Annotated in this window: 20 protein-coding genes and 1 pseudogene; 9 read left to right on the forward strand and 12 right to left on the reverse strand. The window is 65.5% G+C overall.

Annotation, left to right across the window (positions count from 1 at the left end; all coding sequences use genetic code 11):
• The coding region (locus tag EN738_RS09240; RefSeq protein ID WP_281034307.1) for a BadF/BadG/BcrA/BcrD ATPase family protein at positions 1-379 on the reverse strand (379 nt) is incomplete at its 3' end.
• A gap of 199 nt (positions 380-578) precedes the next feature.
• Here EN738_RS09240 and EN738_RS09245 point away from each other — a divergent pair.
• From EN738_RS09245 to EN738_RS09270, 6 genes are all read left to right on the forward strand, one after another.
• The gene (locus EN738_RS09245; protein ID WP_127283406.1) at positions 579-1,487 is read left to right on the forward strand and encodes an N-acetylmuramic acid 6-phosphate etherase; all 909 of its coding nucleotides are present in this window, start codon (positions 579-581) and stop codon (positions 1,485-1,487) included.
• A 53-nt stretch (positions 1,488-1,540) separates the two neighbouring features.
• The gene (locus EN738_RS09250) at positions 1,541-2,800 is read left to right on the forward strand and encodes an ABC transporter substrate-binding protein (protein ID WP_127283407.1); all 1,260 of its coding nucleotides are present in this window, start codon (positions 1,541-1,543) and stop codon (positions 2,798-2,800) included.
• A gap of 227 nt (positions 2,801-3,027) precedes the next feature.
• Positions 3,028-3,957, forward strand: coding sequence for a sugar ABC transporter permease (locus EN738_RS09255; protein WP_127283408.1), 930 nt, complete (start codon positions 3,028-3,030; stop codon positions 3,955-3,957).
• 11 nt (positions 3,958-3,968) lie between these two features.
• Positions 3,969-4,808, forward strand: a complete 840-nt coding sequence (locus EN738_RS09260) for a carbohydrate ABC transporter permease (protein WP_126056910.1) — start codon at positions 3,969-3,971, stop codon at positions 4,806-4,808.
• Positions 4,809-5,049: 241 nt separating this feature from the next.
• Positions 5,050-6,108, forward strand: coding sequence for a Gfo/Idh/MocA family oxidoreductase (locus tag EN738_RS09265; RefSeq protein ID WP_127283409.1), 1,059 nt, complete (start codon positions 5,050-5,052; stop codon positions 6,106-6,108).
• A gap of 25 nt (positions 6,109-6,133) precedes the next feature.
• Positions 6,134-7,132: an ABC transporter ATP-binding protein gene (locus EN738_RS09270; RefSeq protein WP_127283410.1), complete on the forward strand. Its 999-nt coding sequence runs from the start codon at positions 6,134-6,136 to the stop codon at positions 7,130-7,132.
• A 261-nt stretch (positions 7,133-7,393) separates the two neighbouring features.
• Here EN738_RS09270 and EN738_RS09275 read toward each other — a convergent pair whose 3' ends face one another.
• The 5 genes from EN738_RS09275 to EN738_RS09295 all read right to left on the reverse strand — a co-directional run bounded on the left by EN738_RS09275 (position 7,394) and on the right by EN738_RS09295 (position 13,859).
• Positions 7,394-8,239, reverse strand: coding sequence for a fumarylacetoacetate hydrolase family protein (locus EN738_RS09275; RefSeq protein ID WP_127283411.1), 846 nt, complete (start codon positions 8,237-8,239; stop codon positions 7,394-7,396).
• Positions 8,240-8,423: 184 nt separating this feature from the next.
• The gene (locus EN738_RS09280) at positions 8,424-9,155 is read right to left on the reverse strand and encodes an SDR family oxidoreductase (RefSeq protein ID WP_127283412.1); all 732 of its coding nucleotides are present in this window, start codon (positions 9,153-9,155) and stop codon (positions 8,424-8,426) included.
• 182 nt (positions 9,156-9,337) lie between these two features.
• Positions 9,338-11,713, reverse strand: coding sequence for an aldehyde dehydrogenase family protein (locus EN738_RS09285; RefSeq protein WP_127283413.1), 2,376 nt, complete (start codon positions 11,711-11,713; stop codon positions 9,338-9,340).
• 52 nt (positions 11,714-11,765) lie between these two features.
• Positions 11,766-12,812: a deoxyribose-phosphate aldolase gene (deoC, locus tag EN738_RS09290; protein ID WP_127283414.1), complete on the reverse strand. Its 1,047-nt coding sequence runs from the start codon at positions 12,810-12,812 to the stop codon at positions 11,766-11,768.
• A 219-nt stretch (positions 12,813-13,031) separates the two neighbouring features.
• Positions 13,032-13,859: a ferredoxin--NADP reductase gene (locus EN738_RS09295; RefSeq protein WP_127283415.1), complete on the reverse strand. Its 828-nt coding sequence runs from the start codon at positions 13,857-13,859 to the stop codon at positions 13,032-13,034.
• A gap of 221 nt (positions 13,860-14,080) precedes the next feature.
• Between EN738_RS09295 and EN738_RS09300 the strand changes: the two genes are divergently transcribed.
• Both EN738_RS09300 and EN738_RS09305 read left to right on the forward strand, forming a co-directional pair.
• Positions 14,081-16,165, forward strand: a complete 2,085-nt coding sequence (locus EN738_RS09300) for a hydantoinase/oxoprolinase family protein (protein ID WP_127283416.1) — start codon at positions 14,081-14,083, stop codon at positions 16,163-16,165.
• Position 16,166: 1 nt separating this feature from the next.
• On the forward strand, positions 16,167-17,858 hold the full coding sequence (locus EN738_RS09305) for a hydantoinase B/oxoprolinase family protein (RefSeq protein WP_127283417.1): 1,692 nt from the start codon (positions 16,167-16,169) through the stop codon (positions 17,856-17,858).
• Positions 17,859-17,976: 118 nt separating this feature from the next.
• Here EN738_RS09305 and gyrB read toward each other — a convergent pair whose 3' ends face one another.
• The 4 genes from gyrB to EN738_RS09320 all read right to left on the reverse strand — a co-directional run bounded on the left by gyrB (position 17,977) and on the right by EN738_RS09320 (position 23,075).
• Positions 17,977-20,448: a DNA topoisomerase (ATP-hydrolyzing) subunit B gene (gene gyrB, locus EN738_RS09310; protein WP_127283418.1), complete on the reverse strand. Its 2,472-nt coding sequence runs from the start codon at positions 20,446-20,448 to the stop codon at positions 17,977-17,979.
• A gap of 161 nt (positions 20,449-20,609) precedes the next feature.
• Positions 20,610-21,320, reverse strand: a complete 711-nt coding sequence (locus tag EN738_RS36165; protein ID WP_245494447.1) for a tetratricopeptide repeat protein — start codon at positions 21,318-21,320, stop codon at positions 20,610-20,612.
• A complete protein-coding gene (locus EN738_RS36170; RefSeq protein WP_245494453.1) occupies positions 21,317-22,417 on the reverse strand; it encodes a caspase domain-containing protein in 1,101 nt (366 codons plus the stop codon). Before EN738_RS36170 ends, EN738_RS36165 begins: the two co-directional genes overlap by 4 nt.
• Positions 22,418-22,505: 88 nt before the next feature.
• Positions 22,506-23,075, reverse strand: a complete 570-nt coding sequence (locus EN738_RS09320; RefSeq protein ID WP_127283419.1) for an NADPH-dependent FMN reductase — start codon at positions 23,073-23,075, stop codon at positions 22,506-22,508.
• A 201-nt stretch (positions 23,076-23,276) separates the two neighbouring features.
• Between EN738_RS09320 and EN738_RS09325 the strand changes: the two genes are divergently transcribed.
• Complete coding sequence (locus tag EN738_RS09325) at positions 23,277-24,650, forward strand: cytochrome P450 (RefSeq protein WP_127283420.1); 1,374 nt, start codon at positions 23,277-23,279, stop codon at positions 24,648-24,650.
• Between the two features lie 16 nt (positions 24,651-24,666).
• Here the strand turns inward: EN738_RS09325 and EN738_RS09330 are convergent, their stop codons facing one another.
• Positions 24,667-25,641, reverse strand: coding sequence for a complex I NDUFA9 subunit family protein (locus EN738_RS09330; RefSeq protein ID WP_127283421.1), 975 nt, complete (start codon positions 25,639-25,641; stop codon positions 24,667-24,669).
• Positions 25,642-26,061: 420 nt separating this feature from the next.
• Positions 26,062-26,272 (reverse strand): annotated as a pseudogene (locus EN738_RS09335) (hypothetical protein); the annotation flags it as partial.

Below are 26,272 nucleotides of genomic sequence, written 5' to 3' on the forward strand. Positions count from 1 at the left end.
CCATATAGGCGGTGCCGGTGCCGAGGATGGCCATGGCGCCGTCGCTGGGCCCGACCGCACCCTCCAGCGCGATCTCGGCGTCGGTCTCGACGCGGCTGGCGCTGAACGGCAGGATCGCCTCGAGTTGCTGCCTGTAAGTGCCGACATTGGCGCCGGCGAGGCCGAGAATGGCGGGCGTTTGCGGGATGAGTTCCGGATTCTTGCCGGCGGCGACGAAGGCCTGCCGTGCCGCCTCGACAATGTTGGTCCTGGCGCCGGTGAGGTCGGTGCGGATGTTGGCGGCGCCGCTTTTGGCGCGGCCAAGCACGACGCCGTCAGCGGTCGCAAGGGCCGCCCTGCAGCTGGTGCCGCCGCCATCGATGCCAAGTACGAAATTCACGCGATTTCTCCTCCGGACGGATAATACCAATAAAATACCAATAGCCAAGAGTTAATTTCGCTTTCAAAAAGATTAAGGCGTATTTTATTGAAAAACCACGATATTTTGCCGGCAAGCCGAATTTCGCGCGGCGAATTCGTTAATCCGTGTGGACAAGTGGTATTTTTTTGGTATTGTTTCGTCAGTTGGAGGACAACGGATGGCCGAGAAGCGCACCGAAGCGCATCACCAGAATGCCGAGGGGCTGGATATCCAGGCTCCGGACGCCATCCTTTCCTTTCTTGCCGATGCGCAGATCGAGGCCGCCAAGGCCGTGCGCGGCGCCATCCCCGCCATAGCCGCTGCAGCCGAAATCGTCGCCGAGCGGCTGAAGGATGGCGGCAGGCTCGCCTATGCGGCGGCGGGCAGTTCGGGTCTGATGGCCTTGGCCGACGCGCTGGAACTGCCCGGCACCTTCGGCATCGGGCGCGACCGCATCGCCATCCTGATCGCTGGCGGCGAAGAGGCCTTCCGCACCCTTGCCGGCGGGCCGGAGGACGACACCGATGAAGCCTCGGCCGCCGTCGCCGCCGCCGGCATCGGCGAGCGCGACTGCCTGATCGCGATTTCGGCCAGCGGCTCGACGCCTTATGCGGTCGCCGCACTTGAACACGCACGGAGCCGGGGAGCCGCAACCATCGCCATCGCCAACAACCGGGACGTGCCGCTGTTCCGGTCGGCCGATGTCGCGATCGTGCTCGAGACGCCGCCCGAACTGATTGCCGGCTCGACGCGCATGGGCGCCGGCACCGCCCAGAAGATCGCCCTCAACATGCTGTCGACGCTGGCCGCCATCCATCTCGGCCATGTCCATGACGGCTACATGGTCAACCTCACCGCCGACAACATCAAGCTGCGCGACCGCGCCATCCGCATCGTCGCCGCCATCAGCGGGCGCGGCAGGGACGATGCTGCGCGCCTGCTCGAACAGAGCGGCGGCGTGGTCAAGATCGCCATTCTGCTCGCCGCCGGCGCCGCCAACGCCGACACGGCCGAGAAGATACTGGAAGGGACCGGGCGGAAGCTCCGGCCGGCCCTTTCCGCGATCGAGGGGAGCAAGGGGCGCTAGCCCCCCGTTCTCATCAAAACCGAACCTGAAAAAGGTCAACAGGGAGACTGAAAATGACGACCAAACTACTGACGGCCCTTCTGCTCGGCACCAGCATCCTCGGCTCCGCCGGGGTGGCCTATGCCGATGACGTTACGCTCAACATCGAAAGCTGGCGCGGCGACGACCTGACCATCTGGAAGGACAAGCTGATCCCGGCTTTCGAAGCCAAGAACCCCGGCATCAACGTGGTGTTCGCGCCTTCGGCGCCGACCGAGTATGACGCCGCACTCGGCGCCAAGCTCGCCGCCGGCTCGGCGGGCGACCTGATTACCTGCCGCCCCTTCGACAAGTCGCTGGAACTCTTCAAGAAGGGCAACCTCGCCGATCTCTCGGCGCTGCCCGGCATGGAGAACTTCTCGCCGGTCGCCAAGGCGGCCTGGCAGACCGACGACGGCAAGGCGAGCTTCTGCGTGCCGATGGCCTCGGTCATCCACGGCTTCATCTACAACAAGGACGCCTTCGACAAGCTCGGCATCAAGGTGCCGACCACCAATGAGGAGTTCTACGCCGCGCTCGACAAGATCAAGGCCGACGGCACCTACATCCCGATGGCGATGGGCACCAAGGACCTCTGGGAAGCCGCGACCATGGGCTACCAGAACATCGGCCCGAACTACTGGAAGGGCGAGGACGGCCGTCTGGCGCTGATCAAGGGCGACCAGAAGCTGACCGACGCCGACTGGGTCGAGCCCTACAAGGAACTGGCCAAGTGGAAGCCCTATCTGGGCGACGGCTTCGAGGCCCAGACCTATCCGGACAGCCAGAACCTGTTCACGCTCGGCCGCGCCGCCATCTATCCGGCCGGCTCGTGGGAGATCGGCCTGTTCAACACCCAGGCGCAGTTCAAGATGGGCGCCTTCCCGCCGCCGGTGCAGAAGGCCGGCGACACCTGCTACATCTCCGACCACACCGACATCGGCATGGGTCTGAACGCGGCGTCGAAGAATGCCGACGCGGCCAAGAAGTTCCTGTCCTGGGTCGCCTCGCCGGACTTCGCCACCATCTACGCCAACGCGCTGCCGGGCTTCTTCAGCCTGAACAACACGCCGGTGAAGATGGAAGACCCGCTGGCGCAGGAATTCGTCTCCTGGCGCGGCAAGTGCAAGTCGACCATCCGCTCGACCTACCAGATCCTGTCGCGCGGCACGCCGAACCTCGAGAACGAGACCTGGGTTGAATCGGCCAACGTCATCAACGGCACCGACACGCCGGAGGCCGCGGCCAAGAAGCTGCAGACCGGCCTCGACAGCTGGTACAAGCCGGCGAAGTAAGAGCTCAGGCAACGGACCGGCCGGGCATCTGCCCGGCCGGCATTCGGACAGTTTTTAGATAGCGATTGTCGGCGCCGCCTCTCGGTCTTACCCTCTCATCGAGCGGGGAAGACGAAGTCGCAATCGCGGGCCTTGTCCTCTCCCGCAGGGGACGATCGGGGCGTGCATAGAGGCATCATCTAGCATCATACGATTTGGAACCGAGAGAGACGGCGGGGACCGAACTCATGGCCGCACAAACACGACCGAAAAGACCGATCCGCTGGCACATCGCCATCTTCCTGGCGCCGGCCGTGCTCGTCTACACGGCGATCATGATCCTGCCGCTCGCCGGCACGCTGCAGCTTTCGCTGTTCCGCAACATCGAGCAGTCCCAGGTCTTCGTAGGGCTGGACAATTTCCGCACCCTGTTCGGCGATCCCAACTGGTCGGTCAATTTCTGGAACGCGCTGAGGAACAATGTCTGGTTCTTCATCATCCACATGCTGGTGCAGAACCCGATCGGCGTGCTGCTGGCGGCGCTGCTGTCCAGCCCGAGGCTGCGCTTCGCCGCCTTCTACCGCACGGCGATCTTCGTGCCGACCATCCTGTCCTTCGTCATCGTCGGCTTCGCCTGGAAGCTGATCCTGTCGCCGCTGTGGGGCGTGGCGCCGCATTTGCTCGACTTCGTCGGCCTGAAGAGCCTGTTCACGCCTTGGCTCGGCAAGGAGCAATACGCCCTGACCGCGCTCAGCCTGGTTTCGGTCTGGCAGTTCGTCGGCATCCCGATGATGCTGATCTACGCCGCGCTGCTGTCGATCCCGGACGAAGTGATCGAGGCGGCCGAATGCGATGGCGTCACCGGCATGGCCCAGTTCTGGAAGATCAAGCTGCCGCTGATCCTGCCCTCCATCGGCATCATTTCGATCCTCACCTTCGTCGGCAATTTCAACGCCTTCGACCTGATTTACACCGCGCAGGGGGCGCTCGCCGGGCCGAACTATTCGACCGACATCCTCGGCACCTTCCTCTACCGCGCTTTCTTCGGCTTCCAGCTGCAGGTCGGCGACCCCAACATGGGCGCGGCGATCGCCACGATGATGTTCCTGATCATCCTCGGCGGCGTCTGCGTCTACCTGTTCCTCATCCAGACGCGCCTGCGTCGCTACCAGTTCTGAGGAGGCGAGCCATGAGCACTGCAACCCATTCGCTTCCCCGCACCATCGGCGCCCACGCGGTCCTGCTGACCTATACGGCGATCGCGCTGTTTCCGGTCATTCTGGTCATCGTCAATTCGTTCAAGTCGCGCGCCGCGATCTTCGGCGCGCCGCTGACGCCGCCGACGCCGAAGACCTTCGACCTGATCGGCTACACCACGGTGATCGGCCAGGGCGACTTCATCCACTATTTCCAGAACAGCCTCGTCGTCACCGTCGCCTCGCTGTTCTTCGTGCTTTTGTTCGGCGCCATGGCCGGCTTCGCGCTGTCGGAATACCGCTTCCGCGGCAACACGATGATGGGACTCTATCTCGCGCTCGGCATCATGATCCCCATCCGCCTCGGCACCGTCGCCATCCTGCAGCTGATGGTGGCAAGCGGGCTGGTCAACACGCTGACGGCGCTGATCCTGGTCTACACCGCGCAAGGCCTGCCGCTCGCCATCTTCATCCTGTCGGAATTCATGAAGCAGGTATCGGACGACCTGAAGAATGCGGGGCGCATCGACGGCCTGTCGGAATATACGATCTTCTTCCGGCTTGTGTTGCCGCTGGTGCGCCCGTCGATGGCGACCGTCGCCGTCTTCACCATGATCCCGATCTGGAACGATCTGTGGTTCCCGCTAATCCTGGCGCCATCTGAAGAGACCAAGACGGTGACGCTCGGCGCGCAGCTCTTCCTCGGCCAGTTCGTCACCAACTGGAACGCGATCCTGGCGGCGCTGTCGCTGGCGATCCTGCCGGTGCTGATCCTCTACGTCATCTTCTCGCGGCAGCTGATCCGCGGCATCACGTCGGGAGCCGTCAAGTGAATGCGGACCGCCAATTCTCCGTGGGGCCGTGCCTCACCCCACCCGGCGCTGCGCGCCGACCTCCCCATCGAGGGGAGGTAGAAGGTCGTCGCTTTTTCATCGACTGCCCCTCGTTTCTATTCAGAGCAACTTCTTCGGCAATGAGGATGTTCACGCCAACGCCCTACCTCCCCTTGATGGGGAGGTCGGCGCGAAGCGCCGGGTGGGGTGACACCCTCTCAAGAAAAAGTGGAGCAACCAGGTGAGCGACAAACCCCTTCGCGTCGTCGTCGCCGGGCTCGGCAATATGGGCCGCAGCCATGCGCTGGCCTATCACACCAATCCGGGCTTCGAGATCGCAGCACTCGTCAACCGCTCCGACGTGCCGCTGCAGGACGGGCTCGCCGGCTACGGCATTAGGCGCGCCTTCGAGGACGCGTTGCGCGAGGAAAAGCCCGACATCGCCGCGATCGCCACCTATTCCGACAGCCATGCCGATTATGCGGTGCGTGCGTTGGAGGCCGGCTGCCATGTCTTCGTCGAGAAGCCGCTGGCAACGACCGTGGCGGACGCCAGGCGCGTCGTCGCCGCCGCCAAGGCCAACGGCAGGAAACTGGTGATCGGCTACATCCTGCGCCACCACCCGTCCTGGGTCAGGCTAATCGCCGAGGCGCGCAAGCTCGGCGGCCCTTACGTGTTCCGCATGAACCTCAACCAGCAATCGTCAGGCCACACCTGGGGCACGCACAAGCAGCTGATGCAGACGACGTCGCCGATCGTCGACTGCGGCGTGCATTATCTCGACGTGATGCTGCAGATCACCGATGCCAATCCGGTCGAGGTGCGCGGCATGGGGGTCAGGCTGACCGACGAGGTCGCCCCTTCCATGTACAATTACGGCCACCTGCAGGTGCTGTTCGAGGACGGCTCGGTCGGTTGGTATGAGGCCGGCTGGGGCCCGATGATCTCGGAGACCGCCTTCTTCGTGAAGGACGTCATCTCGCCCAAGGGCTGCGTGTCGATCGTCATGAAGGAAGGCATCAAGTCCGACGACATCGACACTCACACCAAGACCTCGACCATCCGCTTGCACAGCGCCGCGACCGGGCCGGACGGCAGGTTTGCGAAACAGGACGAGTTGCTGTCGATGGAAGGCGAGCCCGGCCATCAGGAACTCTGCGACCTCGAGCAGGCCTTCCTGCTCAAGGCCATCCGCGAGGACATCGACCTCACCCGGCATATGGACGACGCGGTCAAGTCGCTCGCCGTCTGCCTCGCCGCCGACGAAAGCGTGCGCAGCGGCGCCGCCGTCAAACTCTAGAACCAGTCAAAACAGGGACGACGCCGTGGGTTCGCTGAACATCGAGAATGTGAAAAAGGCTTTCGGGCCGGTCGAGGTGCTGAAAGGCATCGACCTGGAGGTCAATGACGGCGAGTTCGTCGTCTTCGTCGGCCCCTCCGGCTGCGGGAAGTCGACGCTGCTGCGGGTCATCGCCGGGCTTGAGGATTCGACCTCCGGCCGGGTGGTCATCGATGGCCAGGACGTCTCCGTCACGCCGCCCGCCAAGCGCGGCATAGCCATGGTCTTCCAGACCTATGCGCTCTATCCGCATCTGACGGTGAAGAACAATATGGGCCTCGGCCTCAAGCAGGCCGGCACCCCGGCGGCAGAGATCGACCGCCGCATCGGCATCGCGTCCTCGATGCTGTCGCTGGAGCCCTATCTGGAAAGGCGTCCGGCCGAACTTTCGGGCGGCCAGCGTCAGCGCGTCGCCATCGGCCGCGCCGTGGTGCGCGAGCCGAAGCTGTTCCTCTTCGACGAGCCGTTGTCGAACCTCGATGCAGCGCTGCGCGTCAACACCAGGCTGGAGATCGCGCAGCTGCATCGCCGCCTGAAGGCGACGATGATCTACGTCACCCACGACCAGGTCGAGGCGATGACGCTGGCCGACAAGATCGTCGTCCTCAACGCCGGCCGCATCGAGCAGATCGGCGGCCCGATGGAGCTCTACAATTCGCCGGCGAATGAATTCGTCGCCGGCTTCATCGGCTCGCCGAAGATGAACTTCATCGACGGCGCCAGGCTCGGCGAGACGGCCAAGACCGTCGGCGTGCGGCCCGAGCACCTGACCGTCGACACGACATCAGGCGCCTGGAAGGGCACGGTGGTGCACGCCGAGCATCTCGGCGCCGACACCAACCTCTATCTCGATTGCGAGAAGGCCGGGCTGCTCACCGTGCGCATCTTCGGCGTCTACAACGCCGAGCCGGGCTCGACGCTCTACGCGACGCCGGACCCGGCGAAGACGTATCGGTTCGGAGCGGATGGGAAGGTGCTGAAGTAGGTGCGTCTTTCCTCTCCCTCCGGAGGGGGGAGAGGTGGCGCCGCGAAGCGGCGACGGAGTGGGGGAAGCAGGTCCTCAAATGCGCCGCCGCTGACGAGCCTGATCATTGCTTAGCTTGAAATGACAATGGTCGAGTCAGGTCGACCCCCACTCCGTCGAGCTTCGCTCGACACCTCTCCCCCGATCGACGGGGGAGAGGAAGGGCGCGAAACCGCCTTCTCTCCTTCCGCAATACCACAGGGGAGAAGGGGAGGCGGCGCTTTACGCGTCCGCCCTAAAAGTCTGCTTCTGCTGGCCCAGCCCTTCGATGCCGAGTTCGACCACGTCGCCGGCCTTCAGGAACACCGGCGGCTTCATGCCGAGGCCGACTCCGGGCGGCGTGCCGGTGGAGATAATGTCGCCTGGATGCAACGACATGAACTGGCTGAGATAGGAGACCAGATAGGCGACGCCGTAAACCATGGTCTTGGTCGAGCCGTTCTGCATCGTCTTGCCGTTGACGGTCAGCCACATCTTGATGTTCTGCGGGTCGGCCACCTCGTCCTTGGTGACCAGCCACGGGCCGATCGGGCCGAACGTGTCGCAGCTCTTGCCCTTGGTCCACTGGCCCTGGCGCTCGGCCTGGAAGGCGCGCTCGGACACGTCGTGCGAGACGCAATAGCCGGCAACATAATCCAGCGCGTCGGCTTCCGAGACATATTTCGCGGTCTTGCCGATGACGACGCCGAGTTCGACCTCCCAGTCGGTCTTGACCGAGCCGCGCGGGATCAGCACGTCGTCGTCAGGCCCGACAATCGCCGAGCTCGCCTTCATGAAGATGATCGGCTCCGGCGGCACCGTGGCGCCGGTTTCGGCGGCGTGGTCGGAATAGTTCAGGCCGATGCAGATGAACTTGCCGGTGCCGGCGACGCAGGCGCCGATGCGCGGGCTGCCGGAAACCGCCGGCAGCGATTTCGCATCGAGCTTCGCCAGCATGTCCAGCGAAGCCGGATGAAGCGCCGTGCCGCCAATGTCGGCGACGTGGGCCGAGAGGTCGCGGATGGTCCCATCCGCATCGAGCAGGCCGGGACGTTCGCTCCCCACCTCGCCATAGCGCAGCAGTTTCATCTAAATCCTTCTCCTACTTGCGGCCCGTGGCCGTTTGCAAACTCTCCGCCGAGGCGATGGCTCCCTTGCGGAAACCGGGCGGACCGTACCCATCGCCCCGGTCTCGGGCAAGCACGGACGCCGCTTCTGGCCGCCGGCGCGCGGGATTTTCAGACTTCTCGATCCGGACCGTTCCGGACCGAGGTCAGATCGACCAGCCGCCGTCGATATTGTAGGCCTGCCCCGACGTGTAGGTGGCGCCGGCCAGATAGACGGCGAGATCGGCGATTTCTTCCGGCGTGCCGAGGCGTCCCATCGGCTGGCGGGCGATGAAGGCGGCGCGGGCCGCTTCGTAATCCCCCTGCGCATGCATGCGGTCCTGCAGCGACGGGCTCTCGACCGTGCCCGGGCAGATGGCATTGCAGCGAATGCCCTTGGCGACATAGTCGGCCGCGATCGCCTTGGTCAGGCCGATGACGGCGGCCTTGGTGACACCATAGGCGAAACGGTTGGGCACGCCCTTGCCGGCGCCTGCGACCGAAGACATGTTGATGATCGATCCGTCGCCGCGCTCCAGCATGCCAGGCAGCACGGCGCGGATGGTGCGGATCATCGCGCGCACATTGAGGTTGAAGGCGAAGTCGAGGTCGGCGTCCTTCATCTCGAGGATCGAGCCCGCATGGACGAAGCCGGCGCAGTTGAACAGCACGTCGACCGGGCCGATCTCGGCGAACGCGGCGTTGACGGCCGCGTCGTCGAGCACGTCCAGCTTGCGGGCTTTGATTCCGGGCGTCCTGGCGAGTTCGGCCAGCGGCGCCTCGTTGATGTCGGTGGCATAGACTGTGGCGCCGGCCTTGGCGAACGCCAGCGCGCTCGCCCGGCCGATGCCTTGCGCCGCCGCGGTGACGACAACCACCTTGCCTGCCAGATCCGCCATCGTTTCTCTCCAGGTTCTCGCGAGCGTTTTAGCGGCAGCCAGGCGGGACGCAATGTGCCAGGCGGACACTATGGTCCCGCCTGAGCCGCTGTCTGCTGGAGGCCAATTGTTTTTTCTCGTTAAAGAACATTTGTGAACCCGTCAAGCCCGAAGGCTGCGACAAACGCGGCACCTGTCAGGTGTCAGTCGCCGTAGGGCACCCAGACGTTCTTGACCTCGATGGCGCGGCGCAGGAACGCCTCGCCGGCCGCATCGTCCGAGGCCCAGTCGAGGCCGCGGCCGTTGCCGCTCCAGACGCGCTTGAGGTTGCCGATGGAGTCGGCCTCCGCCTTGGCGCAGGTCTCGGCATCGGCGAACACCCACAGCCCATCGACATCGTCATGCTTGGCCAGCACGCCGGCGAGCTCGGCGCCGCGGCCGGTGACGATGTTGATGGCGCCGGCCGGAATGTCGGAATATTCGATCACCTGATAGAGATCCGTGGCGAGCAGCGGATAGCGCTCCGAGGGCACGGCGACCACGGTGTTGCCCATGGCGAGCGCCGGCGCCACCAGCGAGATGAAGCCGAGCAGCGGCTGATTGTCGGACGCCACGACGCCGACGACGCCGACCGGCTCGTGCAGGGCAAGCGTCACCGCCCGGGCCGGCGGCTGGTGCACGCGGCCCTCGAACTTGTCGGTCAGGCCGGCATAGAGGAACAATCGCTCGATCGACTGCTCGACCTCCTCGCGCGCGGCCTTCGCCGTCACTCCGGTCAGCTGGACGAGGCGGGCGGCGAACTCGTCGGCGCGGCCGGACAGGTTTTCAGCCAGATAGTAAAGCACCTGGCTGCGATTGAACGCGGTCGCCTCCGGCCACGCCTTGCATGCGCGGGCAGCGGAAACCGCATCGCGGATGTCCTTGCGGTTGCCGAGACCGACTTCGCCGGCAAGCCTGCCCTTGGCGGTTGCGATGGCGCGCGAATAGTTGCCGTCCGGCCGGACCTGCTTGCCGCCGATGAACAGCTTTGCCGTGCGGTCGATGACGGTGCCATCGGCCTGTTCAACAGGCTGAGCTGAAGCGGCAGCCGCTGCCTTGATGACCGGCCCGAGCGGCAGCTTCGCCGCCAGATATTCATACATGCCCTCGCGTCCGCCCTCGCGGCCAAAACCGCTTTCGCGGTAGCCGCCGAAGCCACAGGCGGCATCGAACATGTTGGTGCCGTTGACCCAGACGACGCCGGCCTTGAGCTGCGGCGCGACATGCAGCGCAAGGTTGACGTTCTCGCTCCAGACCGAGGCGGCGAGCCCGTAGCGCGTGTTGTTGGCGAGCTCGATCGCTTCCTCGGTGTTGCGGAAGGTCATGGTGGCCAGCACCGGGCCGAAGACTTCTTCCTGGGCAAGTATATTAGCCGGCGAAACAGCGGTGGCGAGCGTCGGCAGGTGGTAGTAGCCGGAAGACGGCAAGGCCGCGTCCGGCTGCCAGCAGACGGCGCCCTGTTTTGCTCCTTCGGCGACCAGTCCCTTGACCCGGTCGAGCTGGCTGCGGTCGACCAGCGGCCCGATATCGGTGTTCTTGTCGAGTGGGCTGCCGAGACGCAGCCGGCTCATCCTGACCTTTACCTTGGCGATGAAGGCATCGGCGACGCCTTCCTGCACCAGCAGCCGCGAGCCGGCGCAGCAGACCTGGCCCTGGTTGAACCAGATGCCGTCGACCAGGCCCTCGACGGCGCTGTCGAGATCGGCGTCCTCGAACACGATGAAGGCCGACTTGCCGCCGAGTTCCAGCGACAGTTTCTTGCCCGATCCGGCGGTCGCCTTGCGGATGATCTTGCCGACCTCGGAAGAGCCGGTGAAGGCGATCTTCTGGATGCCCGGATGATTGACGATGGCCGCGCCCGCTTCCGGCCCGCCCTGGACGATGTTGACGACGCCCTTCGGCACGCCGGCGCGTTCGCAGATCTCGGCGAACAGCACGGCGGTGAGCGGCGTGAATTCGGCCGGCTTCAATACCACGGTGCAGCCAGCGGCGAGTGCCGGCGCGATCTTCCAGGCCAGCATCAGCAGCGGGAAATTCCACGGGATGATCTGGCCGACGACGCCGACACCCTTGTGATCGGGAAAATCCCTGTCCAGTGCCTGCGCCCAGCCGGCATGGTGGATGAAATGGCGGATGGCCAGCGGCACGTCGATGTCGCGGCTCTCGCGGATCGGCTTGCCGTTGTCGATCGATTCCAGCACCGCGAACAGGCGCTGGTGACGCTGCATGGCGCGGCCGATGGCGTAGAGCACCTTGGCGCGCTGGTACCCGGAGCTGGCGCTCCATTTAGGCAGCGCCTTCGTGGCGGCCGCGACCGCCGCGTCGATGTCGGCGGCGCCGGCATCCGAAAGCTTGGCCAGCAGCTTGCCCGAGGACGGCTCGCTGGTCTCGAAGGTCTTGCCGCCGGCGGCGGCCTTCCATTCGCCGCCGATGAAAAGCGCCTTTGAGAAATCGCGCGCGGCGAGCCAGGCATCCGCCTCGTTGCGCGCCTCCGGCGCCGGGCCGTACTCCATGGCGTGATAGCGTTCGAGAATGTTCATGGGGCGCTCCTACCGCAGGAGGTTTTTGGTTCTTGGCGGGCGACTTCGCGGGCTAGGCCATCGCGTGGCGATGGTTGGCCGAATAGTGCCCGGTCAAATGATGCTCGAGCTGACGCTCGATGTCGGTGAGCAGGCTCGACGCGCCGAAGCGGAACAGCTCCGGCTCCAGCCACGGTCGCCCAAGCTCTTCCTTCATCAGCACCAGCCAGTCGAGCGAGACCTTGGCCGTGGAAATGCCGCCGGCCGGCTTGAAGCCGATGAGGTAGCCGGTCTCCTCGAAATAGGCGCGGATGGCGCGCACCATGGCAAGCCCGACGGGAAGCGTGGCGTTGACGCTCTCCTTGCCGGTCGAGGTCTTGATGAAGTCGGCGCCCGCCATCATCGCCACCATCGAGGCCAGCATGACGTTGCGCAGCGTGGCGAGGTCGCCGGTGCCTAGGATGACCTTGAGATGCGCATCGCCGCAGGCTTCGCGCATGGCGACGATCTCGTTGAACAGCTCCTGCCATTTCGCGCCGTAGACCAGGCCGCGCGGGATGACGACGTCGATCTCGTCGGCGCCGTCGCGGACCGAGGCCTCGATCTCCTGCAGGCGCGTCGACAATGGCGCCAGGCCGTGCGGGAAGGCGGTGGAGACGGCGGCGACGTGGATGCCTGTGCCGCGTACCGCGTCGACAGCGGTGGCGACGAAGGGATGGTAGACGCAGACCGCGGCAGGCCGGATGGTTTCGCCTTCAATGCCCAGCCCCTCGACGATGTCGCGCCGGAACGGGTTGATCGCCTTGGCGCAGAGCCGGCGCACACGCTCGTCGGTGTCGTTGGAGTTCAGCGTCGTCAGGTCCATGCAGGCGACGGCGCGCAGCAGCCACGCCGCCTGGTTGTCGGCCTTGATCGAGCGCCGCTTGGTCAGCGTCGCGACGCGGCGCTCCAGCGCCGAGCGGTTGACGCTGCGCACCGATTCCAGGAAGCCGAGATCGAGCCGCATGCCGGGATTGCGCGCAATATGGCCTTGCGGCACGGGCGTGTTGGCGGCGGCGCGCGCCGGCAGCGAGGTGACCTTGGACGTGCCGAGGTCGGCGTCGCGAATTGTGCTGCTCATCTCCTGCCCTTCCATTCAGCGGCTTGCGCTTAATGCTTCGTGCGCGTCGTTCCTCAAAACCGCTCGACGGTTTTGGGCGACACGCAAGAAGATAGCCCGTGAAGCAGTGCTCCACGAGTCCTCAAAAGGCTCATAGCGGAAAAAGGCCGCGAAAGCAGCTGATTTTTGACCGCATGGTCAAAACGGATTTGGGCGGAGCTGAAGCCTCCCGGCTACGGCTCAGCCGACGAAGGCGCGCTCGACGACGAAGGTTGCCGGATGGCTGAGCGAACCTTCCTGGAAGCCGAGGCTTTCGGCCAGTTCCTTGACGTCCTTCAGCATGTGCATCGAGCCGCAGATCATAATGCGGTCGGTCTCGGGATTGAGCTTGTCGATGCCGAGGTCGGTGTAGAACTTGCCGGAGCCGATCAGCGCGGTGATGCGGCCCATGCGCGCCGAGTCCTCGCGCGTGGTCGAGTTGTAAAGCGTGACGCGGCCGCCGGTCAGCTCGCCGATCAGCGGATCGCTCTCGAGCGCCGCTACCAGTTCCTGGCCATAGGTGAGCTCGGCATTGTCGCGGCAGGTATGGGTCAGGATGACCTGGTCGAACTTCTCATAGGTGTCGGGATCGCGCAGCAGGCTGGCAAAGGGCGCGATGCCGGTGCCGGTCGAGATCATGAACACACGCTTGGCTGGCGTCAGCGCGTCGAGCACCAGCGTGCCCGTCGACTTCTGACGCATGATGACGGTGTCGCCGACCTGGATCTTCTGCAGCTCGGAGGTCAGTGGACCGTCCGGCACCTTGATCGAGAAGAATTCCAGCTCGTCGTCCCAGGCGGGGCTGGCGACGGAATAGGCGCGGAAGATCGGCTTCTCGGCATTGGGCAGGCCGATCATCACGAACTCGCCGGAACGGAAGCGCAGCGACTGCGGCCGGGTGATGCGGAACGAGAACAGGCGGTCGGTGTAATGCTTCACCGAGACGACGGTCTCGGCATAGACATTGGCCGGGATAGGGAACTGCAGCGGCTTGGCGCCGGCGGCGTTCAACGCGGATGTCGTGTTCATCAAACCCAACCTTCTGGCCCAGGCTCACGGCGCTGACGCCAAACCTTCTCCTGCGCGCCCGAACCGGTCAGGTTCCGATGCGCTCCTTGTACACTGCCAAGCGGTAAGCTCTTGTGTCGGAAATTTATTAGTATACAAATGATCTCGGCGTCAAGATGCGAGCGTAAAACACCGTTCCAAACCAAGCCATATCCGTAGGCCGCGCATTTCGGGTTTCGACAATGAAAGAGAATTTTTCGGCGCAACCGCGGGATTCCCTGGGCAGCGTCGTTGCCGGCATCGATGTTGGCGGCACCTTCACCGACCTCATCCTGATCGACGGCAAGGACGGCGGAAGGGTGCATATCGCCAAGACCCCGACGACGATCGAAAACCAGGCTTTCGGCGTCGTTTCGGCGCTCGGCGCCACCGGCTTTGCGATCGACGGCATCGACCTCATCGTGCATGGCACGACCACCACCACCAACGCCGTGCTGGAGCGCCGCCTGGCCAGGACCGGCATGATCACCACGCTCGGCTTTCGCGACGTGATCGAACTTGGCCGGCGCACCAGGCCGCAGCCCTATGGCATGACGGGGACATTCGTTCCGGTCATTCCGCGCGATCTCAGGCTTGAAGTCGCGGAGCGCGTCGAGGCCTCGGGAGCGGTGCGCGTCGCGCTCGACGAGGCCGGCATGCGCGACGCGGTGAAGAAGCTGCTGGACGCCGGCTGCGAGTCGCTCGTCATCCATTTCCTGCACTCCTACGCCAACCCGGCGCATGAGCGGCGCGCGGCCGAGATCGCCAGCGAGATCTGGCCGAACGGCTACATCACCACTGGCCATGCGCTGCTGTCGGAGGCGCGCGAGTTCGAGCGCGGCGTGACGGCCTCGGTCAACGCCTCGGTGCAGCCGATCCTGGAACGCTATGTCGAGCGGCTTCGCAAGGAACTCGCCGCGAAGGGCTATGCCCGCGACTTCCTGATCATGAACGGCAATGGCGGCATGATCTCGGCCCGCTTCGTCACCCGGGAATCGGCAAAGACGGTGATGTCCGGCCCGGCCTCCGGCGTCATCGCCGCAGCCTATACGGGCAAGCGCGCCGGCTACGAGAACCTCGTCACCTACGACATGGGCGGCACCTCGACCGACGTGGCGCTGATCCGCAATGCCGAGCCCGCGGTGTCGAACGAGATCGAGATCGAATATGCGATGCCGATCCATGTGCCGATGGTGGCTGTGCATACGGTCGGCGCCGGCGGCGGCTCGATCGCGCGTGTCGACGCGGCCGGCCTGATCCAGATCGGCCCGGAAAGCGCCGGCGCCAATCCGGGCCCGATCTGCTACGGGCGCGGCGGCACCGAGCCGACCATCACCGATGCCAATCTTGTGCTGGGGCGGCTGGCGCCGAAGAAGCTGCTCGCGGTCGACAATCCGGTCACCGTCGAGCGCGTCACCGGCATATTCGAGGACAGGATCGGCAGGCGCACCGGCCTCTCGGGCGTCGAGGCGGCAGGCGCAATCCTGAGGCTCGGCAACATCAAGATGGCCGGCGCCATCCGCATGGTCTCGGTGGCGCGCGGCCACGACCCGCGCGATTTCGCGCTGTTCGCCTTCGGCGGCGCCGGGCCGCTGCACGCGACGGCACTCGCGCGCGAGCTTGGCCTGCCAAAGGTGCTGGTTCCGGCGCGGCCAGGCATCACCAACGCGCTCGGCTGCGTCGTCGCCGATCTCCGGCATGACTTCGTCAACACGATCAACCAGCCGGTGGCGCTGCTCGATGAAGCCTTGCTTCACGCGGTGTTGGAACGGCACCGGACCGAAGGCGAGGAACTGATTGCCAAGGAAGCGGTGAAGCCGAACACGATCCGCGTCACCCACTCCGCCGACATGCAGTTCGTTGGCCAGACGCACATCATCAACGTGCCGCTGCCGTCGTCTACCGTGACCCGCGACACGCTGCAGCAACTGTTCGAAAAGGCCTATTTCGCCCGCTTCAAGGTCGAGTTGCCGGAGATCCGCGCCAACCTCGTCAACCTCAACACCTCGGTCACCGGTGTGCGCCCGGCGATCGATCTGTCGCGGCTGATCGACCCGGCGGGGCGTGCGGCGACGCTTGAGGAAGCCCGGCGCGAGACCAGGCCGGTCTGGTATCACGGCACCTGGCACGACACGCCTGTCTATGCCCGCGAAAAACTGCCGCTCGATGCCGTCATCGAAGGGCCGGCGATCCTCGAACAGATGGACGCCACCACCGTGCTCGAGCCCGGCGACACGGCACGCGCGGATGCCGACGGCAACATCATCATCGACATCGGCGAGGCCTGAGATGAGCACGCTCGACACCATCACGCTTTCGGTGCTGCAGGCGGCACTGCAGCAGGTTTGCGACGAGATGGATTTGACGTTTTCCCGCGCCGCCTTCTCGCCCGTCATCGCCGAGGCCAACGACCGCTCCGACGGCATCTATTCGGCGTTCGACGGTTCGCTGATCGCGCAGGGCAGCCAGGGCCTGCCGGTGTTCGTCGGCGTCATGCAGTATTCGACGAAAACCGTGATCGAGATGATCGCCGACGGCCGCTGCCTGGCGCCCGAACCGGGCGACATCTACATCGTCAACGATCCCTATCTCGGCGGCACCCATCTGATGGACGTGCGCTTCGTCATGCCGGTCTACCGCGGCGACAAGATCTTCTGCTGGCTGTCCAACACCGGCCACTGGCCGGATATTGGCGGCTCGGTGCCGGGCGGCTTTTCCGCTTCGGCCACCGCCGTCGAGCAGGAGGGGTTGCGGCTGCCGCCGGTGAAACTGTTCAAGAAGGGCGTGCTCGATCCGGAGATCTACGCCATCATCTGCTCCAACATCCGCGTCGCAGACCAGCGCATCGGCGACATCCGCGCCCAGGCCGCGGCACTCCTGATCGGGCAGGATAGGCTCAACGGAATCCTCGATCGTTACGGTGATGAAACGGTTGTCGAGGCGATCGCCGAGCTGCGCCGCCGCGCCACTGATCAGATGCGCGCCAACATCGCCGCCATTCCCGATGGCGTCTACCGCTCCAAGGCCTTCGTCGATTCCGACGGCGTGGTAAACGAGCCGCTGACGATTGCGCTCGCCGTCGAGAAAAAGGGCGACACGCTCACCTTCGACTTCACCGGCTCCTCGAAACCCTGCGCCGGACCGATGAACAGCGTGCTGGCGACGACGCTGTCGTCGGTCTATCTCGCCATGCGCCATATCTTCCCGGATGTGCCGATCAGCGCCGGCGCCTTCGAGCCGCTCGACGTCAGGCGGCCGGAAGGGACCTTCCTCGACGCCCGCTATCCGCGTCCGGTTTCGGGCTGCGCTGCGGAGGTCTCACAGCGCATCGCAGAGGCGGTGTTCGCGGCCATGGTGCAGGCGCTTCCGGACAAGGTGACGGCGGCTCCAGCCGGCTCCAGCGGCAATTTCGCGCTCGGCGGCAACGATCCGGCGCGCGGTCGCGACTATGTCATGTACCAGATCTCCGGCGGCGGCTATGGCGGCAATGCCGGCCATGACGGCCTGACCAATGGCTGCTCGACGATCGGCATCTCCAAATCGCCGCCGGTCGAGATCATGGAGCAGGCTTTTCCGGTGCTTTACCGCCACTATGCGCTGCGCGAAGGCTCGGGCGGCGCCGGCAAGCAGCGTGGCGGCTTCGGTCTGGCCTACGAGGTCGAGATCCTGCGCGGCGATGCCCGCGCCTCCTTCGTCATGGACCATGGCCGCTTCGGCCCGCAAGGCGCGCTCGGCGGCAAGGACGGCGCGCCCAATACGGTGACCGTGTTCCGCGGCGGCGAGGCGCATGTGCCGCCGCATCTGTCCAAGGAGCAGGACATTTCCCTCAAGGCCGGCGATCGCGTGCGCGTCGGCACCCCGGGCGGCGGCGGCTATGGCGATCCGGGCGAGCGTGACCCGAAGCTGGTCGCCGAGGATGTCAGGCTGGGCTACTATACGGCCGAGCAGGCGAGGGAGATGTTCGGCGTCGATGCAGGATAGGGCTGGCAAACCGGCCGGGCGACTGTCCACCTTGAGCGCAATCGAGAAGTCGACCCGTTAGTTAAATCGGTATCTCGGCGAGCAATTTGCTTCGCCGAGGCACGAAGGTAAGCCGGCTTCAGATGTCCAGATTGGCGACCGACAGCGCATTGTCCTGGATGAACTCGCGCCTCGGTTCCACCTCGTCGCCCATCAGTCGCGAGAACAGCGAGTCGGCGTCGGTGGCGTCGGTGACCTTGACCTGCAGCAGCGAGCGGACGTTCGGGTCCAGCGTGGTTTCCCACAGCTGTTCGGCGTTCATCTCGCCCAGGCCCTTGTAGCGCTGCATGGTCAGGCCCTTGCGGCCGGTCGCGAACACTGCGTTGAGCAGCGCCAGCGGCCCGGCAATGGTCTCGGAGACCTCCTTGCGGCGCAGCACCGGCGGCTCGCTGTAGACCTCGGTAAGACGCGAGGCATAGCGGTCGAGCTGGCGCGCATCGGCCGAATTGATCAGCCCGGCGTCGAGCTGCACGAATTCCTTGACGCCGCGCACCGTGCGCTCGAACACATAGCCGCCGACGCCGTCATTGGAAGTCGACAGCCGGCCGGTCCAGCCGCGCTCGGTGTCCTCGGCGATCAGGTCGAGGCGCTTGGCGACGCGCTCGGCCATGGCGTTGGCGCGGCCGAGATCGGCAAGCACATCGGCGTTGAGCGCGCCGGCGATCGCCGCCTGCTCGACCACGCTGCGGTTGTAGCGCGTGTGCAGGCCGTTGATCAGCTGGCGTACCGCCAGCGCATCGTCGATGGCGCTGTGCAGGTCCTGGCCGGTCCGCACCTCGCCCGAACCCAGCGTCAGCGAGGCTTCCTCGAGCCCGGAATCGATCAGATATTCCTCATAGGCGCTTTCGTCCTTGAGGTATTGCGAGCTCTTTCCCCGTGTCACTTTGTAGAGCGGCGGCTGGGCAATGTAGAGATGGCCGCGCTCGATCAGCTCCGGCATCTGGCGGAAGAAGAAGGTGAGCAGCAGCGTGCGGATGTGGGCGCCGTCGACGTCGGCGTCGGTCATCAGGATGATCTTGTGGTAGCGCAGCTTGTCGGCGTTGAACTCGTCCTTGCCGATCGAGGTGCCGAGCGCGGTGATCAGCGTGCCGATCATGTCGGACGAGAGCATGCGGTCGAAGCGGGCGCGCTCGACGTTGAGGATCTTGCCGCGCAGCGGCAGAATCGCCTGGTTCTGGCGCGAGCGGCCGCCCTTGGCCGAGCCGCCGGCCGAGTCGCCCTCGACGATGAAGATCTCGGACTTCGCCGGATCGCGTTCCTGGCAGTCGGCGAGCTTGCCGGGCAGCGAGGTGACGCCAAGCGTGCTCTTGCGGGTGATGTCGCGCGCCTTGCGCGCCGCCTCGCGGGCAGCCGCCGCCTGGATCACCTTCTCGACCACCACCTTGCCTTCGCTCGGATGCTCTTCGAGCCAGGTGCCCAGCGCTTCGTTGACCAGACTTTCGACGACCGGACGGACTTCGGAGGAGACAAGCTTGTCCTTGGTCTGCGAGGAGAATTTCGGATCCGGAACCTTGACCGAGAGAACGGCGGTCAGGCCCTCGCGGCAGTCGTCGCCGGTGAGCGAGACCTTTTCCTTCTTGGTCTGGCCGGAGGACTCGCCATAGCCGGTGATCTGCCGGGTCAGCGCGGCGCGGAAGCCGGCCAGATGGGTGCCGCCGTCGCGCTGCGGGATGTTGTTGGTGAAGGCCAGCACATTCTCGTGGTAGCTGTCGTTCCACCACATCGCCACCTCGACGGTGATGCCGTCGCGCTCGGCGCGGATCGCGATCGGCGTCTGGATCAGCGGCTTCTTGACCCGGTCGAGATATTTGACGAACTCCTCGAGGCCTCCGTCATAGTGCAGCTCGTGACGGACGAGGTCGGCATGGCGGGCGTCGGTCAGCACGATGCGCACGCCGGAATTGAGGAAGGCAAGCTCGCGCAGCCGGTGCTCCAGCGTGCCATAGTCGAACTCGACCATGGTGAAGGTCTCGGCTGACGGGAAGAAGGTGATCTCGCTGCCGCTGCGGCCCTCATAGGTGCCCGGCTGCTTGTCCTGCGCGTAGCTGCCGGTGACCTTCAGCGGCGCGTCGGCATTGCCGTGGGTGAAGCCCATCTCGAAGATCTCGCCATTGCGGCGGATCTTGAGCTTCAGCCAGGCCGAGAGCGCGTTGACCACCGAGACGCCGACGCCGTGCAGGCCGCCAGACACCTTGTAGGAATTCTGGTCGAATTTGCCGCCGGCATGCAGCTGCGTCATGATCACTTCGGCTGCCGAGACGCCTTCGCTGGGATGGATGTCGGTCGGAATGCCGCGGCCATTGTCGATGACGGTCACCGAACCGTCGGGGTTGAGCGTCACCGAGACCAGGTCGGCATGGCCGGCCAGCGCCTCGTCGATGGCGTTGTCAACAACCTCATAGACCATGTGATGCAGGCCAGAGCCATCGTCGGTGTCGCCAATATACATGCCCGGCCGCTTGCGGACGGCATCCAACCCCTTCAAAACCTTGATAGAATCGGCGCCGTACTCGGCTTCCGCGCCATTGGCGCTTTCAGTCTGATCGCTCATGAAAACCTGTCTGATTGATGGCTGCTGGTCCAGCGCTGGAAACTGGCTCCGAATCGCGCCGTTTTGATGTCCTAGATATAGGCGCAAATGCCGGTTTTTCCAAGGTTTGCCGGCATTTCCGGGCGGGAAAGCCGGCTGTCCGGAGCTAGCCCCGCCGCAGGCTATTTTGTCCTGGCCAGCCGATCCTGGAGAAACTTGATCATGAACTTGTATCGCGGCGCCAGCCGGCCGCTGCGATCGAGCTCCAGCGTCCGCTCGAGCGCCTCGGAAAGCACGGCCTTCGGGTTCCTCGCAACCTGGGAATAGTCGATCATCGCGACCACCAGGTCGCGCTGCCAGGTGGCGTTTTCGGGGTCGGATTGGGCAAGCTGCTGGCGGATGTCCAGGCTGTCCTCGAAGGCCTTGCGCGCGCCCTTGATGTCGCGCTGCTTGGCCTTCAGCATGCCGATCTCGGACAACGTTATCGACAGGTCGCGCTGCCAGTCGGAATTGGCCGGATCGAGCCTGGCCAGCCTGTCGACGATGGTGAAACTGTCGAGATAGAGTTTCAGTGCGCCCTTGCGGTCGCCCTGGATGGCGAGCACGCCGGCGACCTTTTCCAGGCTGACCGAGAGGTCGCGCTGCCACTCCGTGTTGTCCGGGTCGCCGTCGGCCAGCGCCTGGGCCTGGGCCAGTGCCTGCCGGTAGGCAGAAAGCGCCGCCGGCCAGTTCTCCTGGTCCTTCAGCGCATTGCCGACCTTGGTGTTGCCGACCGACAGGTCGCGTTGCAGCTCGGTGTTGTCGGGGTCGCGGCTTGCCAGCCGCTCGACGATCTCCAGGCTGTCCCGGTAGGCGGCGAGCGCGCCTGCGGCATCGTCGCGCTCGCGCTTCAAGTCGCCGATCGTGTCATGGCTGACCGAGACGTCGCGCTGCCGCTCGGCGTCGTCCGGCTGCTTCGCGGCCAGCGCCAGCCGGATCCGTCCGAGGCGAGCGTCTTCATCTCGCCGCGCACCTTGACGAAGGCATCCGCCGCCTCGCGCAGCCTGGCGTTCAGGCTTTCGGCGGAAAGGTGGCTGGTGTCGGTGCTGATCAGCGCGCCATAGAGCGGCGCTAGCGGCATGTCGGCGTCGCTGGCGATCTGCTCGACCTCGCCGCGCATCTGCGGCGTCACGTCGGCCATGGCCAGCAGCAGCCGCTCGCGCTCCGGCAACTGCTCCTTGGTCGAGGCGGCGAAGAAGAGCTGTGGCAGGCCGCTTTCGACATAGGGAAGCTGCTTGCCGCGGCTGAGGTCGTAGACTTCCTGTTGCACGAGCGTCAGCACCGAGCGGATTTCGAGCCCGTCGGTGCCGAGGTATTTCGTCAGCGCCGCGGTGAAGGGCGAATTCTGGCCGGTTCCGTCGGCGGCCGTCTCGCCGGGGGCGGCGGCAAAGGCGAACAGGATGTTCTCCGCCCGGCCGACGCGGCCGAGGCCCGGCCGGACCTTGTCGGCTGCGTCCTTGGCCAGCGACGTCGCGCCACGGCCCTCGCTGCCCGCGCCTGCGAAGGGATCGCTGCGGCAGGCGTCGAGCACGATCAGCCCGACCTTGGCCGCGGCGGCGACCGCTTCGCGCATCTCCTCCAGCGGCAGGCTGGTCTTCTCCAGCGCGTCGAGCGAGGAGGCATCGGCATCGACGGGCAGCAGGCGGTTGTCGCCGGAGATCTCGACTCCATGGCCGGAGAAATAGACCAGCGCCACGTCGGCGCCCCTGGCGTCCTCGCGGAAATCGTCGAGCGCGCGGCGCGTGCGGCGCAGGTCCCGGTTGGTCTCGAGCACCACCTCGAAGCCGAGCTTCTTCAGCGCGCCTTCCATCGCCTCGCCGTCATTGACGGGGTTGGCGAGCGGCCGGATCAGCCGGTAGTCGTCATCGGCGATGACCAGCGCCACGCGCCGCTCCGCCAGGGTGGCGGCGCTCGTCCAAAGGATCAGCAATAGCGCAAGAAGAAAACGCAAAGTCCAAACCGCCCCGGCCGGTCATCTGCCGGAGCATTTCATCTCTTTATGGCGCGAACAAGCCGGGTAGTTCGGCCTTGAATGAGCCTCAGCCGGCGCGCAGCGGCTTCAGCGCCTCGCTCCAGCGCAACAGCTCGTCCAGCATCGCCTTGGCGCCGCCCTGCACCTGCTCGCTCGGCCGGAAAGAGCCGTCGCTCTCGAGCAGCTTCTGGTAGAGCGGCAGGGCAACGCCCTCGGGAATCGGCATTACGCCCACCGATGTCAGCAGCGGCTTGACGGCTTGCGCCGCGCGCAGGCCGCCGGAGACGCCGCCATAGCTGAAGATGGCGGCGGGCTTGTACTTCCACTCGCGCGAGAGATAGTCGACCGCATTCACGATCGCCGGCGCAACGAAATAGTTGTACTCCGGCGCCACGAAGACAAAAGCGTCGGCGGCATCGATCGCCTTCGACCATGCCTTGGTGTGGTCCTTCTCGTATTTGGCAAGCCTCGGGTGGTGCGGCTCATCCAGTATCGGCAGGTCGAATGCGGCGATGTCGGTCAGCGCCGGCTCGAACTTGCCATGCTCGCGCGCGAAGCCGTCCAGCCAATGGGCGAAGACCGGCCCGGCCCGGCCGGGTCGCGTGCTGCCGATGATGATGTTCAACCGGTGTTTCAAGGCGGGCTCCTGCGCTAGGTATCTGTCGGTGACTGCCCCCTAAGGCATGCGGCGGCGGGCGGCAAGAAGCCGTGGCGAGCGGACGCTCACATTCCGGAGAGCGGACATTGCCGAGGCGAGGGCGATCACGGCCGGCCCTTCGGCCGCATGGACGCGGGGCGGGGCAGGCACTACATTCGAGGCGACAAGCGGAGCAAGCCGATGGACACCCAGCCCGCCCCCTTCGTGCCGCCGGCGCCGAAGCCGCGCACCTCGCCGCCCTCGACGCTGCAGATGATGCGCATCGTCTACCGCAACCCGCTCGAACTGTGGGGTGAGCCGACCTACAACGAACCCTGGATCTCGGTGAACGGCGTCGGCGGGCCGCTGGTCATCGCCAACGACCCCGGCCTCATCCGCCATGTGCTGGTCGACAATGCCCGCAACTACAAGATGGCTACGGTGCGCCAGATGATCCTGCGCCCGATCCTGCGCGATGGCCTGCTCACCGCCGAGGGCGAAGTGTGGAAGCGCTCGCGCAAGGCGATGGCGCCGGTGTTCACGCCGCGTCACATTTTCGGCTTCGCCCAGCCGATGCTGAAGCGCACGCTGGAGTTCGTCGCCCGCTACGAGGCGGGCGGCACCACCGACGTCGCCCATGACATGACGCTGCTCACCTTCGACATCCTCGCCGAGACGCTGTTTTCCGGCGAGATCGCTGGCGAGCCCGGCAGCTTCGCCAAGGAGATCGACCGCCTGTTCGAGACCATGGGCCGCGTCGATCCGCTCGACCTCTTGCGCGCTCCGCTATGGCTGCCGCGCCTCACCCGGATCCGCGGCCGCAGGACCATGGCCTACTTCCGCGACATTGTCGCCGGCACCGTCAGGATGCGAGAGGAGCGATTGAAGCGCGACCCCGATCATGCGCCGCAGGATTTCCTGACGCTTCTGCTCAGGGCCGAGGGGCCGGACGGGCTCACCCGCGCCGAAGTCGAGGACAACATCATCACCTTCATCGGCGCCGGCCACGAGACGACGGCCCGCGCGCTCGGCTGGACGCTCTATTGCCTGGCCGAGGCGCCCTGGGAGCGCGACAAGATCGAGCGCGAGATCGACGACGTGCTGGCGCGCGAGCTCGATCCGACGAAATGGCTGGACGCCATGCCGCTCACCCGCGCCGCCTTCGAGGAGGCGCTCAGGCTCTATCCACCGGCGCCGTCGATCAACCGCGAGCCGATCGAGCCGGAGACCTGGAACGACCTGCACATACCCAAATACGCCGCCGTGCTGGTGATGCCCTGGGTCGTCCATCGGCACCGCAAGCTGTGGGACAGGCCGGACGCCTTCATGCCGGAGCGCTTCCATCCCGGAAACCGCGACCGGATCGACCGCTTCCAGTATCTGCCGTTCGGCGCCGGCCCGCGCGTCTGCATCGGCGCCAGCTTCGCCATGCAGGAAGCGATCATCGCGCTCGCCATCCTTTTGTCGCGCTTCCGTTTCGACAGCACCGCCGAAACCAGGCCATGGCCGGTGCAGAAGCTGACGACGCAGCCGCAGGGCGGCCTGCCGATGCAGGTCACCGCGCGAGGCTCGTAGCCGTCTAGACTTGTGGTCAGGCCGCGGGTTTGCGCTGGAACTGGCCGGCGGCGCGGAAGCGCCAGAGATAGCTCGGCAATATGGTGCCGATCGACTGCGGCTGGATGGCAAGGCCCGCAAGTGTCCTGTTTTCCCTGGTGGCCTGGTCAGACACGATGTTGTGCTCGCGAAGCTGCAGCACCTGGTCCTTGGTCAGCAGCGGGTTGGGCAGCAGGCCGAGGATCGAGGCCTGCAGGTTCGCCACCCACCACGGCACCGGCACCAGGATCCGCCTGCGGTCGATCACGGTGAGCAGTTCTTCCATGCACTGCTTGAAGGTGAGCACCTGCGGCCCGCCGAGTTCATAGACGCGGCCGCCTTCGACCTTGCCGTCAACGGAGCGCGCGATGGCTTCGGCGACATCGCCGACATAGACCGGCTGGAACTTGGTCTGGCCACCGCCGAGCAGCGGCAGCACCGGCGAGTAGCGCGCCATGTTGGCGAAACGGTTGAAGAAGCTGTCCTCCGGGCCGAAATTGATCGAGGGCCGGAAGATCACGGCGTCGCTGATCGTCTCCAGTACCGCCTTCTCGCCGAGCGCCTTGGTGCGCGCGTAGACGGATGCCGAATTGAGGTCGGCGCCCAGCGCCGAGATATGGGTGAGGCCGGCCCCGACCGAGCGCGCGGCCTCGGCCACGGCGCGGGCGCCGAATTCGTGCACGGCGCCGAATTTCTGCCGTCCGCTCTCATGCAGTATGGCGACCAGGTTGACGACATGGTCGGCGTCCTGCACGGCGCGGTCGATCGACCAGCGCACCCGCACATTGGCCTGCACCGGCTGGATCTGGCCGACATTGCCGAGCGGCTGCAGATGGCCGGCCAGGTCGGGACGGCGGCACGCCACCCGGATGCGGTAGCCGCGCTTGGCCAGCGCCCGCACGACATGACGGCCGACAAAGCCGGAGCCGCCGAAGACGACGACGAGCTTTGGGATCTGCAGGATTTCGGTCATGGCTGGCTCCGGCGCGCTTTCCCGATGGGCCCAGATACTGGGGCTGGCTGAAGCCGTTTCATAGTCGGTTTCGCGCCAAAGGCAAAGGGCGGGCGGAGCCAATCACGAGCTTGTTTCGGCCCTCGTCAGAACGCCCTGCCGATACGCGCATCGACCGATTGGCCGTTGCCGCCGCGGATGACGAAGAAGCGTCAGGCCCGAAACGCAGAAAACCCCGCCGAAGCGGGGTTTTCCGGGTGACGAACGCGCCGAAACAGGGTCTGACGAGACGGCCTGACCTGAGACGGCATCAAGTTTGGCGTGAAGCAAACACGCCCCGCCTCAGCCCTGGACACATTCGACTGTATGCCACCGGCCGGGCACCCACCCCGGCATGCATGGGTCGTGGCGTCGGGCAAAAAGGTTCAACGCTAGGCGATCTCAGAATTTGCCGTTGCCATTCTTCCATTCAGCCTTCGGCGGGATCGCCTCGATCGTGTCCCAATGCTCAGCAATCTTGCCATTCTCGACGCGGAACAGGTCGTAGTAGGAAGTCGGCTTTCCGCCGAGAGAGCCTTCGCTCACGACCAGGACGAAATTGCCTTCTCCAAGCACCTTGTGGATGCGATCGTATTTGATTGCAATTCCGGCT

The organism is Mesorhizobium sp. M4B.F.Ca.ET.017.02.2.1 (assembly GCF_003998955.1).
Taxonomy (GTDB): Bacteria; Pseudomonadota; Alphaproteobacteria; order Rhizobiales; family Rhizobiaceae; genus Mesorhizobium; species Mesorhizobium abyssinicae.